The following is a 17,789-nucleotide window of genomic DNA, read 5'->3' as shown; positions in this document are numbered from 1 at the left end:
TATTTATCTCTTTTTATCTTTGTATTGTCATAAGATACAAGTAAGTTGTTTCTTTATAATTTATCGACAGACTGACCACTTAACGCTTTATTAATTGAACTATCCATACGTCGTTCAGCAAATACATCAGTCGCTTTATCTAATTTTTTAATCGCGGCTTCAATAGCATCAACATCGTCACCTTGGCTAATTTCAGCTAACGAATTTATCACTTGCTCAATAGTAGACGTTTCTTCTTCATTAAGTAAATGATGATCTAACACGATTGCCGCTTTAACCGATTCAATAACACGTGCAGCTTCAACTTGTTGCTCTTTTAGCATACGAGCATCAATATCCGCTTTAGCGTTATTCATTGAATCTTTAAGCATTTGTGCAATTTTACTGTCGTCGATACCAAAAGAAGGTTTCACTTCAATGCTTGATTCAACGCCAGAAGATTTTTCCATTGCACTCACAGATAATAATCCGTCAGCATCAACTTTAAATGTTACACGAATATGTGCAGCACCTGCTGTCATGGCAGGAATACCACGTAATTCAAAACGTGCTAACGAACGACAATCATCAACAAGCTCTCGTTCACCTTGTAAAACATGCACAGCCATGGCTGTTTGCCCGTCTTTGAAGGTAGTAAACTCTTGCGCTTTTGCTACAGGAATAGTGGTATTACGATGAATAACCTTTTCAACTAAGCCGCCCATCGTTTCTAAACCAAGCGATAATGGAATAACGTCAAGTAATAATATATCACTGTCAGGTTTATTACCGGCAAGAATATCAGCCTGAATAGCCGCGCCAATAGCAACAACTTTATCTGGATCAATTGATGTTAATGGTTTTTTATTGAAATACTTTTCAACCTCACTGCGTACTAAAGGTACACGCGTAGAGCCACCAACCATAACAACTTCAAGTACTTCATCAATGCTAATGTCAGCGTCTTTTAAGCTTCGACGACATGCTCTTAAGGTTTTTTTCACTAAAGCTGAAATCAAACCATCAAAAGTTTCTTTTGACAAGTTAGTTGACCATGTTTGGTCATTACTGTCAGCCGAGTCGAATGTTAACGTAACGTCAACATTATCCAATGTCGTTAATTGTTCTTTAGCATAACAAGCTTGCTGTATTAATTGACGTTCAAGCGATGGAGATAATGGGCGAGTTAAACCAGCCTGCTCAACTAAATAATCAGCTAAAACAACATCAAAATCATCGCCACCTAATGCCGAATCACCGCCGGTAGAAAGTACTTCAAATACACCTTTATTTAAGCGTAATACTGAAATATCAAAGGTACCGCCACCTAAATCGTAAATAGCGATCACACCTTCTTGTCCTGAATCAAGACCATAAGCAACAGCAGCTGCCGTTGGCTCATTAAGAAGACGTAATACGTTAACGCCAGCCAATTTTGCCGCGTCTTTGGTACTTTGACGTTGTGCATCATCAAAATGCGCAGGCACAGTAACAACCACACCCGTAAGCTCTCCACCCAGTGCTTTTTCAGCACGTTGGGCTAAGCTTTTTAAAATTTCAGCCGACACTTGTACAGGGTTAATATTACCTTGACGAGTGACAATTTCTGGCTTGTTTTCATCGCCGGTAAATTGATATGGCAAAGAAGGATACTTACTTTGAATATCAGTTAAAGAGCGACCAATTAAACGTTTAGCCGATACAATAGTATTTTGAGGATCACTCACACTTAATGCTTTTGCTGCCTCACCTACCAAAATATCATTTGGTTGATAACTCACAATAGAAGGCAATATATCGCGACCATCTTGGTCAACTAACGTGCTCGCTTCACCGCTTTGCACACTAGCGATAAGTGAATTTGTTGTACCTAAATCGATACCTGCAGCTAATCTATGTTCGTGAGGTACTGTACTAAGTCCGGGTTCTGCTATTTGTAATAAAGCCATGTTTTAATTATGTTCAGTTATCTGAGTTAAAAAGTAAAAGACGCTGTTTGCTAATCGTCAAACAAACTATCTTCAAGACGATCTACTTCAATATTGAGTTTTTGATAAAATTTCAATTTACGTAAATTATCGCATGCTAACATATTAGCCGCTTCAGTGTTTTCGCAAATTTGTGCTTGTAATAAGCTAAAGTGTTGCTGATATTCTTGAGCAAGCTCTTGTTGCGCAGCTTCTAAAGCACCGTCAACGTCTTCAGCATGGGTCACGTCTTCCAACATTTCTCTTAGTTCCATTTGCCTCATTAAAAAGCTGGTATCACCAAAAGTATGTTGCTCGTTAGGTAATTCTACGCCTCGTAAGGTAAGAATATATTCCGCACGTGCTAAAGGTTGTTTTATTGTTTGATAGGCATCATTAAGCTCTGCCGATTTTTGTACTGCAATAAGCTGCTCTTGGCTCGAAGCATGAGCAAATTTGTCAGGATGAGCCGACTTTTGCAGTGTTTGATAGGTTTGAGATAGTTGATTTAAATCGACATCGAAAGTAACTTCAATCCCGAATAATTGGAAGTAATTCACTTGGTTACCTAAAGAATTTAAACTCGATTAAGATATTGTAATGATGGTTAAAGTTAACGGTGTTTAGTGCTTGTATCTTACATAAAAACAAAACTGCAAAAGCATAAGACAAACATCATAACAAAAATAAAACGAAAACACGGAATTGACCTAAATCATTATTCCGTACATCCTGTATTCTTGCTCTGTACACTGACTTTAAGCTATTACTCTGTTTACTCGCTTAATACCGTTGCTTATAGTCCGTTATGTTCTTAACAGATAACGTTTAGCAGATAATTCTTCGGATGTTTAAATATTATCCGAAGAATTTATCAGTACTTTTATCTAGCAATAGAGCCAAACAAAATCAAGCTAAACTAAAAAGCTATGCACTTATACGTTAAAGCTTTCACCACAACCACATTCGCCTTTGGCATTAGGGTTGGTAAACTTAAAGCCTTCGTTCAGACCTTCTTTAACAAAATCTAACTCAATACCATCAAGATAAACTAAGCTTTTAGTGTCAATGATAATGTTAACGTTTTCAATATTAAACATATGATCATCTTCATTTAAATCATCAACAAACTCAAGTACATAAGCCAAGCCTGAGCAACCTGTCGTTTTAATACCTAAACGCAAACCAAGACCTTTGCCTCGATTCGTCATAAAAGATTGAACTCGCTCTGTTGCCGCTGGCGTCATGGTAACTGACATACTACTTTTCCTGTTTTGATTCTTGTACTGAACTTATCTTATTAACTTAAACTCGGTTTATTAACCGTTTTTGCTTTTGTAATCTTCAATTGCCGCTTTAATAGCATCTTCAGCTAAAATTGAGCAATGAATTTTTACCGGTGGTAAAGCTAATTCTTCAGCAATGGCAGTGTTTTTAATCTGACCAGCTTCTTCAATTGACTTACCTTTAACCCATTCTGTTACCAATGAGCTTGAAGCAATGGCAGATCCACAGCCGTAAGTTTTAAATTTAGCATCTTCAATAACACCGTCTGCTGAAATTTTAAGTTGTAACTTCATTACATCGCCACACGCAGGTGCGCCAACCATACCAGTTGCTACAGATGGATCATTCTTATCCATAGAACCAACGTTACGTGGATTTTCATAATGATCGATTACTTTTTCGCTATAAGCCATAATATTTTCTCCTAACAGTTTTCACTTTATTTTTTAATCCTTACCAACATAATTGCCAGTAAGGAATAGATTAAAATTAGTGAGCTGCCCATTCAATTGAGTCTAAATCAATACCGTCTTTGAACATTTCCCAAAGCGGTGACATATCACGTAAGTGACCAATAGATTTCTGTATTAAGTCGATTGCATAATCAACTTCTTCACTTGTAGTGAAACGACCAAAGCTAAAACGAATTGAGCTATGTGCCATTTCATCATTTAAACCAAGCGCTCTTAAAACATAAGAAGGCTCTAAACTTGCAGAAGTACAGGCACTGCCTGATGAAACTGCTAAGTCTTTTAATGCCATAATTAATGATTCGCCTTCAACAAAGTTGAAGCTTACATTTAAATTACCAGGGTAACGTTTGTCAAAGTCGCCGTTAACAAACACTTGTTCCATTTGGTTTAAGCCAGCCCATAAACGATCACGCATAGCAGTTGCATGTGCAAAATCTTGTGCCATTTCTTCTTTTGCCAAACGACAAGCTTCACCCATACCAACAATTTGGTGAGTCGCTAAGGTACCAGAACGCATACCACGCTCATGACCGCCACCGTGCATTTGTGCTTCAAGACGAATACGTGGTTTACGACGTACGTACAATGCACCAATACCTTTAGGACCATACATTTTATGAGCAGATATTGATAACAAATCTACTTTTAAATGCTGTAAGTCAATGTTAATTTTACCAACACTTTGTGCGGCATCAACATGGAAAATAATTTTACGAGCACGACACATTTCGCCGATTTCGCCAATATCTTGAATAACACCAATTTCATTATTTACATGCATAATACTAACTAAAACAGTATCTTCGCGCATAGCTGCTTCAAGTTTTTTCAAATCAATTAAGCCGTTATCTTCAGGATCAAGATACGTAACTTCAAAACCTTGACGCTCTAATTCACGACATGGATCTAATACAGCTTTATGCTCGGTTTTACACGTAATAACATGCTTACCTTTCTTACTATAAAAGTTAGCAGCACCTTTAATTGCAAGGTTGTCTGACTCTGTAGCACCTGAAGTAAAAACAATTTCACGTGGGTCAGCATTAATTAATTCAGCAATTTGGTTACGCGCAACATCAACTGCTTCTTCAGCTTGCCAGCCAAACTTATGTGAACGGGATGCAGGGTTTCCGAAATGACCATCAGTGGTCATATATTGCATCATTTTTTCAGCAACACGTTTGTCAACAGGGGTCGTTGCTGAATAATCGAAATAAATAGGAAGCTTCATTGGCTCTCTCTCTCCACTTGTACGAATATTTAACCTAGCGCTAATATCAACTAACTATTGCTGTAAATACTGCGCTAAATTAATGTAAAAATTAATACGTTATAAATTAATAGGAATAATGGTTTCTAACGATGACTCTTTTTTACCAGATATATGAATATCATTTTGTCGTTTTGACACGGTTTTTACATCATTTTTAGTGATAAGTTCAGCCAATGATATATTTTGTAAAAACTCTTCAATGCGCTGACTTAAACCTTGCCATAAAGAGTGCGTTAAACATTGCTCTCCTCCCTGACAATTACCCTTTCCTTGGCACTTTGTCGCATCAACACTTTCATTAACAGCGCTTATAACATCGGCAATAGCAATTTGTGCTGAACATCGACCTAAACGATAACCACCGCCAGGACCTCGAATGCTAATCACTAAACCACTTTTACGTAATTTAGAAAACAATTGCTCTAAATACGATAAAGAAATGCCTTGTCGCTCTGAAATATCAGCTAATGATACAGGGCCACTTACTGCATGAATTGTAACATCAAGCATTGCAGTTACGGCATAACGACCTTTAGAAGTTAATTTCATAATGTGCCCATCTAATCCACTTTAGTGACATATATATAGTTAGCTATTTAATAGTAGATAACATTGCGAAATCGTAGTTGAACACGATAATTGACCGCAATTTTACATAACCCTACAAAATAGTCAAACATATACCCGAGTAATCTAGTCAAGTATTTTACACTAAGATGATTAAATGGAAAAGTAATACTTGACTATTTTAATCAACTATTACTTTTACAGTAAGGAAACTAGGAGCCAACTAAAGACTAATTATAATAAAATCAGTCACTAAACATTAACTAATCGATCACTAATCAATGACAATTCAGAAGCTAATTAAATACTAACAAGCCTGAACTTGTATTAGTGCTAGATCAGAACTGGACTAAATCAGGCTAAATTCCAGTTTAAATTTCAGGATCGAAACTCTCAACTTTGCTTTCTCGACGTTTAGCTGCCGCTTTTTTGTCTTCAACAAACTCGCCAACACGTAGCTCAGGTAAATCGTTAGGACAAATGTTACCCCCTAGCTGATTCACTTCTTTACAAACCTTTGAAACACGGTCGTCCATTAAATGCATATGATCCAACAAACGCCCTATTGCTTTAGCGACAGGATCAGGACTATCAGCAGAAACGGCATAAGCATCGAAGCCGAATTTTTTCGCCGCTTTATCGCGCGACTCTTTATCTAAACTCGCACCAAGTTTTTCGCCCAACTCTTTATCAAGTAATGAGTTTGTACGGCCATTAACAATACGTGCAGGAATACCAACGGCAGTCGCATTTGCAGGTAAATCTTTAACAACAACAGAATTTGAGCCGACTTTACCGCCTTTACCAATAGTAATAGGGCCAAGTACTTGAGCACCAGCACCAATAACTACGTTATCTTCTAGTGTAGGGTGACGTTTTCCTGCATTCCAGCTAGTACCACCTAAGGTAACCCCATGGTACAAGGTAACATCATCACCAATTTCAGAGGTTTCACCAATAACAACGCCCATACCGTGGTCAATAAAAAAACGACGACCGAGTTTTGCGCCGGGGTGAATTTCAACGCCAGTTAACCAACGCGAAAAGGTAGATAAAACACGTGCCAGTAACTTCCAATTAGCACGCCATAGTTTATGACTTAATCGGTGAATCCAAATAGCATGTAAACCGGGATAATTAAGTAATACTTCAAGGCTACTTCGGGCGGCAGGATCTCGGTCAAAAACACTATTAATGTCTTCTTTGATACGGCTAAACATATTGGTTCCTTTCTTGGTTGTACTAGGTTAATGCTTACTGGCTGTGCTTGCTAACTATGCTAACTGACTATGCTTACAGGCCTTATTACTTATCTTTTGATGCTCGTTCAACTGAAGCAAGAATGCCACGCATCATTTTAATTTCTTTTACATCTGGACGAGCACGGTTAAACAAACGTCTTAATTTAGTCATCACTAAACCTGGGTGACTCTCAACAATAAAGCCAGTACCTAATAACGCATTTTCGAAATGCTGATAAAAACGCTCAGTTTCTTCCGTTACCGGATAAATTTCATTGTCTTCACTTTTCGCATTAATTATTTTTTTACCGATATAATTACCGTTACCAGTACTTCGCTCTTGATGTTCATTATCAATAGACAACAAATAACTAGTACGAACCTCATAACTTAAGGTTTGCACTGCCATGGCTAAATTCAATGAACTATAGTCAGGATTAGCTGGGATTTGCACATGGAAATGACACATCTGTAATTCATCATTAGTCAAACCGCTGCTTTCTCTACCAAAAACTAACGCAACAGGATATTCATTTGCTTCCGCTATTAATTTTTCACCACAACCTCGTGGCTCTAACATAGGCCAAGGTAAGGTACGTGAACGAGCACTGGTACCAACAACCAAACCACAATCTTCTATTGCTTCACTTAAGGTACTAACAACTTTGGCATTTGCCAACACGTCAGTAGCACCGGCAGCTAACGCTTGCGCTTGGCCATTAGGCATTTCAATTGGATCAACCAAAATTAACTGGCTTAATCCCATTGTTTTCATCGCTCTTGCAGCGCTACCGATATTACGACAATCTGACGTATTCACTAATACAATACGCACTTGATCTAATAAACTATTACTTTTTGAATCTGACATGTTACTTTATGCTCATACTTTGTTTCATTGTTGGGTGGCTATACACTCTATAAAGAAAATATATAAAGTTAAGCGCCCCAGTTTTTATGCCTGTGATTCTAGCATAGAAGAATACTGCTGTGACTAATAAAAAACACGTAAAATCAACAAATCAAATTCGCTTAACATAGTTTATTTTCCTATATAGCAACCGACACAAAATCAGACGAAACATAAACAGCTTATAAATTAAACTATTTATTTCAAGTTGCCCCTCGCTAAAAAATTTAAAACTTGCTATACTGCGCGCGCTTGAAATTATAAGGGGATTTATCCCTGATAGATAAAATTTTACTTTATCTATCTTTCAAAGCGACTCGTTCTTTTAAAAGCCATTTACAAATAGGTACATTATTATGCATCCCATGCTAAATATTGCCGTGCGCGCTGCGCGCAATGCAGGAAAAGTTATTATTCGCTCATTTGAGCAACTTGATAAAGTAGAAATTGAATCTAAAGGTTCTAACGACTTTGTGACCAGTGCTGATCTTGCAGCAGAAGAAGCAATTATTGAAACTATTCGTAAATCATACCCTGCTCACACTATAATAGGTGAAGAGTCTGGTGTATTAACGGGCTCAGACGATGACTATCAATGGATTATTGATCCGTTAGATGGCACAACAAACTTCATTAAAGGCATTCCACACTTTTCAGTATCAATTGCACTGAAAGTAAAAGGCAAACTTGACCAAGCTGTAGTATTTGACCCTATTCGTGGTGAAGTATTTTCTGCAAGCCGTGGTAAAGGTGCACAATTAAACGGTATGCGTATTCGTGTGAAAGCTCACAAAGAGCTAGCAGCAACAATTATTGCAACAGGTTTCCCTCATAAACAAAAGCAACATACAACAGCATACATGGCTATGTTTACTGCTTTATTTAAAAAATCATCAGATCTTCGCCGTGCAGGCTCTGCAGCATTAGATTTAGCTTATGTTGCCGCTGGTCGAGTTGATGGTTATTTTGAAATAGGTTTAAAACCTTGGGATACAGCAGCAGGTGAATTACTTGTGATAGAAGCTGGTGGTTTAGTAACAGATTTTGTTGGTGGCCATAACCATACTTCATCAGGAAATATTGTTGCAAGTAGCACAAGATTACAAAAAGAATTGCTACAAACTATTCGCCCACATTTAGGCGAAGCGTTAAGTAAGTAGTTAGTTGCATAGCTAAGCCACTATTTAACTAAATAAGTGGCTAGCAGAGCTAACAATACCAACAACGTATAAGTTATATTTTTAAAAAGCGCCTATTGGCGCTTTTTTTGCTTTAATAAATGGTGAAACATAAATACAATTAAAAAATTGTCGTCTTTAAAGCATAACACTGTTAGCTATAACGACAAACCTTACCTTTAACTAATAAAAGCAGCCTGAGCAATAATGAAACCTTTCCCTGAATATATACCTCCAGCACATAAACAACTTTTCATACATGGCGAGGTTGCACTAGTTGGCGCAGGACCTGGTGATCCAGATTTATTAACCTTACAAGCGTTTCGTTTCATTCAACAAGCAGAAGTTGTGATTTACGATCGCCTAGTAAGTGAAGAGATAATGGCATTATTACCCGAAAACTGCGAACGAATATACGTAGGTAAAAAACAAGCTGACCACCGTGTTCCACAAGATGCTATCAATCAAATATTAGTAGATAATGCCAAGTTAAATAAAAAGGTATTACGCTTAAAAGGCGGTGATCCTTTTGTGTTTGGTCGTGGTGGTGAAGAAGCGCAATTTATAGTAGACAAAGGCATTGCTTGTCATATTGTTCCTGGAATGACTGCCGCATCAGCTTGTACCAGCTATGCAGGTATTCCGTTAACACATAGAAAAGTTGCTCGCAGCTGCACCTTTATTACCGGCAACGTGCAAGATAATGGTGCACTTGACCTGCCTTGGAAGACGTTAAATGATCCCGAGCAAACCGTAGTATTTTATATGGGGATAAAAAGTTTACCTATTATTACCCAACAACTCGTTAAGGCTGGTCGAAGTAAAAATACACCAGCAGCATTAATCAGAAAAGGCACACACCAAAGCCAACAAGTGATTAAAGGCAGTTTAGCAACGTTAGAAGAGCTCGTAATATTACATAACATCAAGCCACCTAGCCTAATTGTTATTGGTGATGTGGTTGATACCTTTGCTGATGTAGAATTGAAAAACTTAGGTTACTTAGCGCCAGCGTAGGTACATAAAAAATATAGGCTCGCATGTTAAACAAGGTTAACTATTAGTCATACTAACCGCTATACAAAAACAAAAACTTCAAAAAATCAGCACTAAAAACGCTCAAGCTATTGTTCAGGTTACTTGAGCAAAGTAATAGCTACCATGTTGTTATTACTTTGCTAAGCCTGAGTATTGCTAATAAAGCTTAAGTACGATTAAATATTTGGCTACAACTCATTCCAATGTAGCCGTTTTATAAACGCACTTAAATATTCAATACTTCTATTAGCTATTACGTATTGTTGTTGTTTCTTCTTCTGCCTGTTGTAGCAGGTTTAGCATTACGCGGTTTTTGTTGACCGTTGCTGCTGTTGTTTTTGTTGCTGTTATGAGTGTTGCTAGCTGAACGTTGACCATCTTTATGTTCAACCTTTTCTGCGTTAGGCTTATGTACTTTTTTAGCCTTCTTCGCTTTTAATGAACGAATTGGTCTAGACTCACCTAATTCGTTAGCAGGGATGAAGTTTTCTAGTATTTTACGCTCAATATGCTGTTGAATAACGTTTTCAATATCCCACAGTAAATTTAATTCGTCAGCGCAAACCAGTGATACAGCTTGCCCAGTATTACCTGCACGTGCTGTACGGCCAATACGGTGAACATAATCTTCTGGTACATTTGGCAAATCAAAATTTACTACGTTAGGTAATAAGTCAATATCAATACCGCGTGCTGCAATATCAGTGGCAACTAATACTTGTACGGTACCGTCTTTAAAAGAAGCTAACGCTTTAGTACGTGCGCCTTGGCTTTTATTACCGTGAATAGCTGCAGCAGTTAAGCCTTCAGCTTCTAAATATTTAGTGAGCTTATTTGCACCATGCTTAGTTTTGGTAAACACCAATACTTGTCGCCATTCATTTTCTTTAATTAAATGTGTTAATACCGCTGGCTTACGCTTTTTATCTACGGGTGTTAACCATTGCGTTACTTTTTCTGCTGTTGAATTTTCAGCATTAACTGAGATTTCTAATGGATTGTGTACTAGCCCTTTCGCTAAAGCACGAATATCAGCTGAAAATGTTGCTGAGAAAAGTAAGTTTTGACGCTGCTTAGGTAATACAGAAATAATTTTTTTGATATCACGAATGAAGCCCATATCTAACATACGGTCAGCTTCATCTAAAATGAATACTTCTAGTTGAGAGAACTTCACGGCATTTTGGTTATATAAGTCCATCAAACGACCTGGCGTTGCTACTAACACATCAACACCTTGTCTAAGTCGCATCATTTGAGGATTAATTTTCACGCCACCAAAAACAACGGTTGAATGAAGATCTAAATATTTACCGTAGGTAGCAATGCTGTCACTAACTTGGGCAGCTAATTCTCTTGTTGGTGTTAAGACTAATGCTCTAACGTTGTTTGATTGAACTCGACTTTTAACCGTGCCGCCTTTAGATAATTTTTCTAATAAAGGTAACGTAAATCCGGCTGTTTTACCTGTGCCTGTTTGTGCGGCTGCCATTACATCTCTACCCGCAAGTACCGCTGGAATAGCCTGTGCTTGAATTGGTGATGGTGTATCGTAACCTTGATCACGAACAGCTTTAAGTAATGGCTCAGATAAGCCTAGGTCGGTAAATTTAGTTGTATTAGTGGCAGTGGTGCTCATAAATAATCTCTTGGGTGGTTTTCTGGAATACGAGCAGCGATATCAGCGATTAATACCTAATAGGTATAAGACAACCTGCTAATTATACCAATGGGGATATTAGAACGGTGCAGCATACAGTATGCGTGCGTGTAGTGCAAAAAATTCCCCCTTTACCCGTACTATTTTAGGCATAAAAAAACCGAACAATGGAGTTGTTCGGTTTTTATTATCTCAGCTATAAACTAAAGCTTAGCGCTAAAGTGAAGAAATGAGATTAAGCTAGCAGAGTAGCTGATGTAATAAGCTTAGCTTATGGCATCATCTCTTCTTGCTCTTCACCTTCTTTTTCAATCACTTCTGGTATCAGGTCTTCTCTTGAAATACCTAAACCTAATGCAACTAATGACGCTACATAAATTGAAGAGTAAGTACCTACAAACACGCCAAACAGTAACGCTGTTGCAAAACCGTGAATAAGTGTACCACCTTTCCAGAACAATGCCGCTAATACTAATAACGTTGTTATTGACGTAATAATAGTTCTGCTCAACGTTTGCGTTAGAGACATATTAATTATTTCTTCTGCTGACGTATCACGTATTTTTCTAAAGTTTTCACGAATTCGATCCGACACAACAATAGTATCGTTAAGTGAATAACCAATAACGGCTAATATTGCCGCAAGTACGGTTAAATCAAACTCTAACTTTAAGAAAGAGAAAAGCCCAAGCGTTAATAAAACATCATGAAATAAAGCAACTACAGAGCCTACTGCAAAGCGCCATTCGAAACGAAAAGCAACATATACTAGAATACAAATAAGCGCTGTTAGCATGGCTAAGCCACCCTGCTCTGCTAATTCATCACCAACACTTGCACCAACAAACTCAATACGGCGCATATCTACTTTTTGATGCGTGCCTTCTTCAAGAATAGCGAGTATTTCATTACCCAACATTTCAGCTTTTACGTCACCACGTAAACCTAAGCGAATAACAACATCACGACTACTACCATAAAACTGCACTTTGGCATCTTCATGGTTGTTGTCTTCCATCAGTTGACGTAGCTTTTGTAAATCTGCGGCTTCTTCAAAACCAACTTCAATTAGCGTTCCACCAGTAAAGTCTAAACCAAAGTTTAATTTATTTACTGCTAATGAGTAGACTGCTGCCATCATTAGTAACGCGCTAAAAATCATCGCAAATTTGCGATATTTCATAAAGCTGACGGTTTCTTTTAACTGTAAAATTTGCATTATATTTAAATTCCCGTCTGACTATATCGATAACTTTTCGAGGCGTTTTCCACCCCAAATAGAATTTACTATGGTTCGTGAAGCTATAACCGACGTAAACATTGAAGTAATAATACCTATTGATAAGGTTACTGCGAAGCCTTTTACTGGCCCAGTCCCAACAGCAAATAATATTAATGCGGCAATTAAAGTGGTTATATTGGCATCAATAATGGTTGAAAATGCGGCTTCATACCCTTGATGTATTGCTTGTTGAATTGTTTTTCCTTCGCGAATTTCTTCACGAATACGTTCAAATATAAGTACGTTAGCATCTACTGCCATACCTACCGTTAGTACAATACCCGCCATACCCGGCAATGTTAATGTAGCCCCTGGAATCAATGACATTATGCCAACAATTAATACTAAGTTAGCAAGCAATGCAACGTTTGCCACCAAACCAAAAGCACGGTAATAGATAGCCATGAAAAGGAAAACTAAGCCAAAACCAATTAAAATTGCCTGGAAACCTAATTGAACGTTTTCAGCACCCAATGTTGGGCCAACGGTACGTTCTTCAACAATAGTAATGGGCGCAATTAACGCACCTGCACGTAATAATAAAGCTAGATTATGTGCTTCAGCTTGTGAGCCAGAGCCAGTTATACGAAAAGTTTTACCTAAACGCGCTTGAATAGTTGCAACTGAGATCACTTCTTGAACTTTTTCAAAAATGATATTGCCTTCAGGATCACGGCGTTCTGTTGGCTTATATTCAATAAAGACTGTCGCCATAGGCTTGCCAATATTACTTTTTGTGCCGTTAGACATTTTACTGCCACCGGCGCTATCAAGTGAAATATTAACTTGTGGACGAGAATACTCATCAAACCCTGAAGTAGCGTCAGTGATATGATCACCGGTAAGCATAATACGCTTGTTCAATAATGTTGGTTGACCGTTTTTATCTGTTAATAAAATTGAACTCGGTGGAATTCGACCATTTAATGCGGCCGATAAATCACCTTCAGTGTCAACTAAACGAAACTCGATGGTAGCAGTAGCATTAAGAATTTCTTTTGCTTTAGCGGTATCTTGTACACCCGGTAATTCAATAACAATGTGTTTTTTACCTTGGCGTTGAACTAATGGCTCAGCAACACCTAATTCGTTAACACGGTTACGAATAATAGTAATGTTTTGTTGAAGCGCATACTCTTGAATTTCTTTAAGTTTAGCTTCAGTCATTTGTGCGGTAAGCGTTAATGTGTCGTCGTCAGAATTAAATAATAATTCATTATAACGTTTTTTCAGTAAAGATAAGCCTTGCTCTAAGTCTTCTATTTTACGGAATTTAACGGTTATCACATCGCCTTCGTCTTTTACGCTGCGGTAGCGAATTTTTTCATTAAGTAGGTCACCACGAAAATCACCAACCATACCTACTTTGGCTTTGTTGATGGCTTCTTGCATGTTAACTTCCATTAAGAAACTAACACCACCACTTAAATCTAAACCTAGTTTCATTGGCGTTCCACCAATGCTTGCTAACCAGTCTGGTGTCGCCGGCGTTAAGTTTAAGGCGACTGAGTATTCGTCTCCTAAACTATCGTCGAGTACATCACGTGCTTTTAACTGGTCTTCAGTGTTTCTGAAACGTGTTAAAATTTGACCGTCTTCTAATACAACACTCGCGTATTCAATATTGTTTTCAGTTAATTGCCCTTTAATTGTATCAAGGGTGGTAAGGTTTGCTTCCACACCACGTAAACCTGAAACTTGTACGGCTGGATCTTCACCATATAAGTTAGGTGTGGCATAGAGCGCACCTAAAGCAACGATTAACGCTACCATTAGTGTTTTCCATAAAGGGTATTTATTTAACACAATTCTTCCTTTTCTATTTTGTTGTGTTTAAGCTTGCAATAAATTGATGTTGTAGCAAAAAGGAAACATTAAACTGACCGTGGTCATGTGGTTTCCTTGTCGCTACAACACTAAGTAATCAGCACTAAGCAACTAAAGCTGGGCACTTAAAGCTAAGTATTAAAACTCAGGCTAAACAACCTGAGTTTTGATTTACCTGCGTTCAAGTTACATAGCAAAGAGACTAAGTGCTATAAAGATTTCATTGTGCCTTTAGGAAGTACTGCGTTGATAGCACCTTTTTGTACTGTCACTTCTGTACCTTCAGCAATGCTTACAACGATAAAGTCTTTTTCGTCAGATACTTTAGTGATTTTACCAACGATGCCGCCTTGCGTTAAAACTTCATCACCTTTTGATAAAGCTGACATTAAGTTTTTATGTTCTTTAACACGTTTAGCTTGTGGACGATAAATCATAAAGAAAAATACTAAACCAAATACCGCTAGCATAATCATCATTTCCATACCACCACCGGTTGATGCTGGAGCGCCTGCGGCGTGGGCTGTACCTATAAATAAACTCATAATATCCTCTTACTTTTTTATAATTAGTTAGTTACTTTTCATATTACTGCTAAGCGACTAGGTTATTGCACATTTGACGATTATTCGTCGTTTTCTTTTCTAAATATATATGCGCTAAGCATTTATATTTTAAACATTCATATCCGAATTTGTTAAATTTGTTCGCTACCTTTAGCTAAAGGCGGAACAGGTAAACCTCGAAGCGAGTAAAACTCTTCAACAAAGTCGTCTAATTTACCCTGCTCTATCGCATCACGCAAACCTTGCATGACTTTTTGATAAAAGTGTAGGTTATGTAAGGTGTTAAGTTGTGAACCTAAAATCTCTTTGCACTTATCTAAATGATGTAAATAGGCACGCGAGTAATTTTTACAGGTATAACAATCACAGGTTGTATCTAATGGTCCAGTGTCCGTTTTATTCGTTGCGTTACGAATTTTTACTACACCAGTATTAACAAATAAATGGCCGTTGCGTGCATTTCGTGTTGGCATAACACAATCAAACATATCAATACCGCGACGTACACCTTCAACTAAATCTTCAGGCTTACCAACACCCATCAAGTATCGGGGCTTATTTTTAGGAATCAAGGGGGCGGTATGATCTAATATTCTGATCATATCTTCTTTTGGTTCACCTACTGATAAACCACCAATAGCGTAGCCGTCAAATTCAATAGCTTTTAAACCATTAATTGATACTTCGCGTAAGTCTTCGTACATACCACCTTGTACAATACCAAATAACGCATTTGGACTGTCGCCATGCGCATCTTTTGAGCGTTGTGCCCAACGAAGTGAAAGCTCCATTGAGTCTTGAGATTCTTTATGTGTTGCAGGGTATGGCGTACATTCGTCAAATATCATAACAACATCTGAATTTAAACTACGTTGTACTTCCATTGAACGCTCTGGCGTTAACATAATTTTTTCACCGTTTACTGGTGAACTAAAACGTACACCTTCTTCGGTAATTTTACGCATTTTACCTAAACTAAAAACTTGGAAACCGCCTGAGTCAGTTAAAATTGGTTTATTCCAATTCATAAAACCGTGCAAACCACCATGTTGTTCAATAATGTCAGTACCAGGACGTAACATTAAATGAAAGGTGTTACCTAAGATAATATGTGCGCCTGTCGCTTCAACTTCTTCCGCTTTCATGCCTTTCACAGTACCGTAAGTACCTACAGGCATAAAGGCTGGAGTTTCTACTATTCCGCGTTCAAAGGTTAAGCGACCACGACGAGCCTTGCCGTCGGTGTTAATTAATTCATACTTCATTTTTTGTGTCATAAATAATCTTTCCTACCTATCAGCGAAACAGGCTGATGGTTGTTGTTCAAATCGCCTACCTTGTATGTGATAGACGTTAATTGGTGTTTTGTTAGTGATAATTTAATTGGTGATGTTTTCGTTAGCTACTTTATCAACCACTTGCTTGGTAAGAAACATAGCGTCACCATAACTAAAGAAACGGTATTTTTCACTAATCGCATGTTGATATGCTTTCATAATATGATCGTAGCCTGCAAAAGCGCTAACAAGCATTAATAAGGTTGATTCAGATAAATGGAAGTTAGTTAACAATGCATCCACTAACTGAAATTCATAGCCAGGTGTAATGAAAATATCAGTATCACCATAAAAAGCCGTTAGCGCGGTGCCTTTTTCTTGTGCCGATTTTGCCGCACTTTCTAATGAACGTACAGACGTTGTGCCAACAGCAACAACTCTGCCACCAGCAGCTTTCGTTTTGTTTATTTGTGCAATAACTTCATCAGACACTTCGACATATTCGGCATGCATAATGTGGTCTGCAATTTCATCAACTTTTACTGGCTGAAATGTGCCTGCACCTACATGTAAGGTTACAAAGGCAAGTTCAACACCTTTGGCTTTAATTTGTTCTAATAAGGCATCGTCGAAATGTAAACCTGCGGTGGGCGCGGCTACGGCACCGGGTTTTTCATTGTATACGGTTTGATAACGCTCACGGTCGCTATTCTCATCAGGTCTGTCTATATAAGGCGGCAATGGCATATGACCAATATCATCTAAAATAGAAAGTATTGATTTATCACCTTTAAATTTCAATTCAAATAAAGCACCGTGACGAGCAACCATGGTTGCTTGTGCTTTTCCTTCAAGTATAAGCTCTGCGCCTACTTTAGGTGATTTACTCGCACGTATATGCGCCAGCACCGTACTTTTATCAATAAGTCTTTCAACCAAAACTTCAATTTTACCACCACTGGCTTTTTGTCCAAACATACGAGCTGGAATAACGCGGGTGTTATTAAACACTAATAAATCACCTGCCGTTAGTTGTGACAAGATGTCTTTAAAGCCAAGATCAGCGATAGCACCGCTATTGCCGTTAAGTGTCATCAAACGACTTCCGGTGCGTTCTGCCATAGGAAAACGAGCAATTAACTCAGAGGGTAAATCAAAAGAAAAGTCAGATACACGCATAGTAAGTAGTTAAGAAAACCTTGATGAAAATAAAGAGAAATATGAAGCGCGTAATTTTAGAGATCCCCGCCTTTGATAGCAAGTT

The 17,789-nt window shown here is 37.9% G+C and carries 16 protein-coding genes; 2 read left to right on the top strand and 14 right to left on the bottom strand.

The genetic code is table 11. The features are described 5' to 3' along the window. Positions 1-53: 53 nt before the first annotated feature. The 8 genes from hscA to trmJ all read right to left on the bottom strand — a co-directional run bounded on the left by hscA (position 54) and on the right by trmJ (position 7,658). Positions 54-1,928 carry a Fe-S protein assembly chaperone HscA gene (gene hscA, locus GQS55_RS06015; protein ID WP_159818883.1) on the bottom strand — a complete coding sequence of 625 codons (1,875 nt, stop codon included), beginning with the start codon at positions 1,926-1,928 and terminating at the stop codon, positions 54-56. Positions 1,929-1,978: 50 nt separating this feature from the next. Next, positions 1,979-2,506: a co-chaperone HscB gene (gene hscB, locus GQS55_RS06010; RefSeq protein ID WP_159818881.1), complete on the bottom strand. Its 528-nt coding sequence runs from the start codon at positions 2,504-2,506 to the stop codon at positions 1,979-1,981. A gap of 375 nt (positions 2,507-2,881) precedes the next feature. Beyond that, positions 2,882-3,205 (bottom strand): iron-sulfur cluster assembly protein IscA, encoded by a 324-nt coding sequence (iscA, locus tag GQS55_RS06005; RefSeq protein ID WP_159818879.1) that lies wholly within the window; start codon positions 3,203-3,205, stop codon positions 2,882-2,884. A 60-nt stretch (positions 3,206-3,265) separates the two neighbouring features. Then, positions 3,266-3,646 (bottom strand): Fe-S cluster assembly scaffold IscU, encoded by a 381-nt coding sequence (iscU, locus tag GQS55_RS06000; RefSeq protein ID WP_159818877.1) that lies wholly within the window; start codon positions 3,644-3,646, stop codon positions 3,266-3,268. A 76-nt stretch (positions 3,647-3,722) separates the two neighbouring features. Next, the gene (locus GQS55_RS05995; RefSeq protein WP_159818875.1) at positions 3,723-4,937 is read right to left on the bottom strand and encodes an IscS subfamily cysteine desulfurase; all 1,215 of its coding nucleotides are present in this window, start codon (positions 4,935-4,937) and stop codon (positions 3,723-3,725) included. 99 nt (positions 4,938-5,036) lie between these two features. Continuing rightward, a complete protein-coding gene (iscR, locus tag GQS55_RS05990) occupies positions 5,037-5,528 on the bottom strand; it encodes a Fe-S cluster assembly transcriptional regulator IscR (protein WP_159818873.1) in 492 nt (163 codons plus the stop codon). Between the two features lie 389 nt (positions 5,529-5,917). Continuing rightward, complete coding sequence (gene cysE, locus GQS55_RS05985; protein WP_159818871.1) at positions 5,918-6,766, bottom strand: serine O-acetyltransferase; 849 nt, start codon at positions 6,764-6,766, stop codon at positions 5,918-5,920. An 85-nt stretch (positions 6,767-6,851) separates the two neighbouring features. Then, entirely contained in the window at positions 6,852-7,658 is an 807-nt protein-coding gene (trmJ, locus tag GQS55_RS05980; RefSeq protein ID WP_159818869.1) for a tRNA (cytosine(32)/uridine(32)-2'-O)-methyltransferase TrmJ, read from the bottom strand. A gap of 395 nt (positions 7,659-8,053) precedes the next feature. Here trmJ and suhB point away from each other — a divergent pair, with 395 nt between their 5' ends. Both suhB and cobA read left to right on the top strand, forming a co-directional pair. Continuing rightward, positions 8,054-8,857 carry an inositol-1-monophosphatase gene (gene suhB, locus GQS55_RS05975; protein WP_159818867.1) on the top strand — a complete coding sequence of 268 codons (804 nt, stop codon included), beginning with the start codon at positions 8,054-8,056 and terminating at the stop codon, positions 8,855-8,857. A 225-nt stretch (positions 8,858-9,082) separates the two neighbouring features. Then, positions 9,083-9,892: a uroporphyrinogen-III C-methyltransferase gene (gene cobA, locus GQS55_RS05970; RefSeq protein ID WP_159818866.1), complete on the top strand. Its 810-nt coding sequence runs from the start codon at positions 9,083-9,085 to the stop codon at positions 9,890-9,892. 274 nt (positions 9,893-10,166) lie between these two features. Here cobA and GQS55_RS05965 read toward each other — a convergent pair whose 3' ends face one another. The 6 genes from GQS55_RS05965 to queA all read right to left on the bottom strand — a co-directional run bounded on the left by GQS55_RS05965 (position 10,167) and on the right by queA (position 17,704). Next, positions 10,167-11,552, bottom strand: coding sequence for a DEAD/DEAH box helicase (locus tag GQS55_RS05965; RefSeq protein ID WP_159818864.1), 1,386 nt, complete (start codon positions 11,550-11,552; stop codon positions 10,167-10,169). A gap of 292 nt (positions 11,553-11,844) precedes the next feature. After that, complete coding sequence (secF, locus tag GQS55_RS05960; RefSeq protein WP_159818862.1) at positions 11,845-12,792, bottom strand: protein translocase subunit SecF; 948 nt, start codon at positions 12,790-12,792, stop codon at positions 11,845-11,847. Positions 12,793-12,813: 21 nt separating this feature from the next. Continuing rightward, positions 12,814-14,661: a protein translocase subunit SecD gene (secD, locus tag GQS55_RS05955; protein ID WP_159818860.1), complete on the bottom strand. Its 1,848-nt coding sequence runs from the start codon at positions 14,659-14,661 to the stop codon at positions 12,814-12,816. A gap of 230 nt (positions 14,662-14,891) precedes the next feature. Further along, positions 14,892-15,227 (bottom strand): preprotein translocase subunit YajC, encoded by a 336-nt coding sequence (yajC, locus tag GQS55_RS05950; RefSeq protein ID WP_159818858.1) that lies wholly within the window; start codon positions 15,225-15,227, stop codon positions 14,892-14,894. A gap of 152 nt (positions 15,228-15,379) precedes the next feature. Next, complete coding sequence (gene tgt, locus GQS55_RS05945; RefSeq protein ID WP_201294647.1) at positions 15,380-16,513, bottom strand: tRNA guanosine(34) transglycosylase Tgt; 1,134 nt, start codon at positions 16,511-16,513, stop codon at positions 15,380-15,382. 114 nt (positions 16,514-16,627) lie between these two features. After that, a complete protein-coding gene (gene queA, locus GQS55_RS05940; protein WP_159818854.1) occupies positions 16,628-17,704 on the bottom strand; it encodes a tRNA preQ1(34) S-adenosylmethionine ribosyltransferase-isomerase QueA in 1,077 nt (358 codons plus the stop codon). Positions 17,705-17,789: the final 85 nt, after the last annotated feature.

Origin of the sequence: Colwellia sp. 20A7 (assembly GCF_009832865.1) — a bacterium.
Lineage (GTDB): Bacteria > Pseudomonadota > Gammaproteobacteria > Enterobacterales > Alteromonadaceae > Colwellia.
Note: the sequence above shows the minus strand (reverse complement) of the source record. Positions and strands in the feature narration are given on the sequence as shown.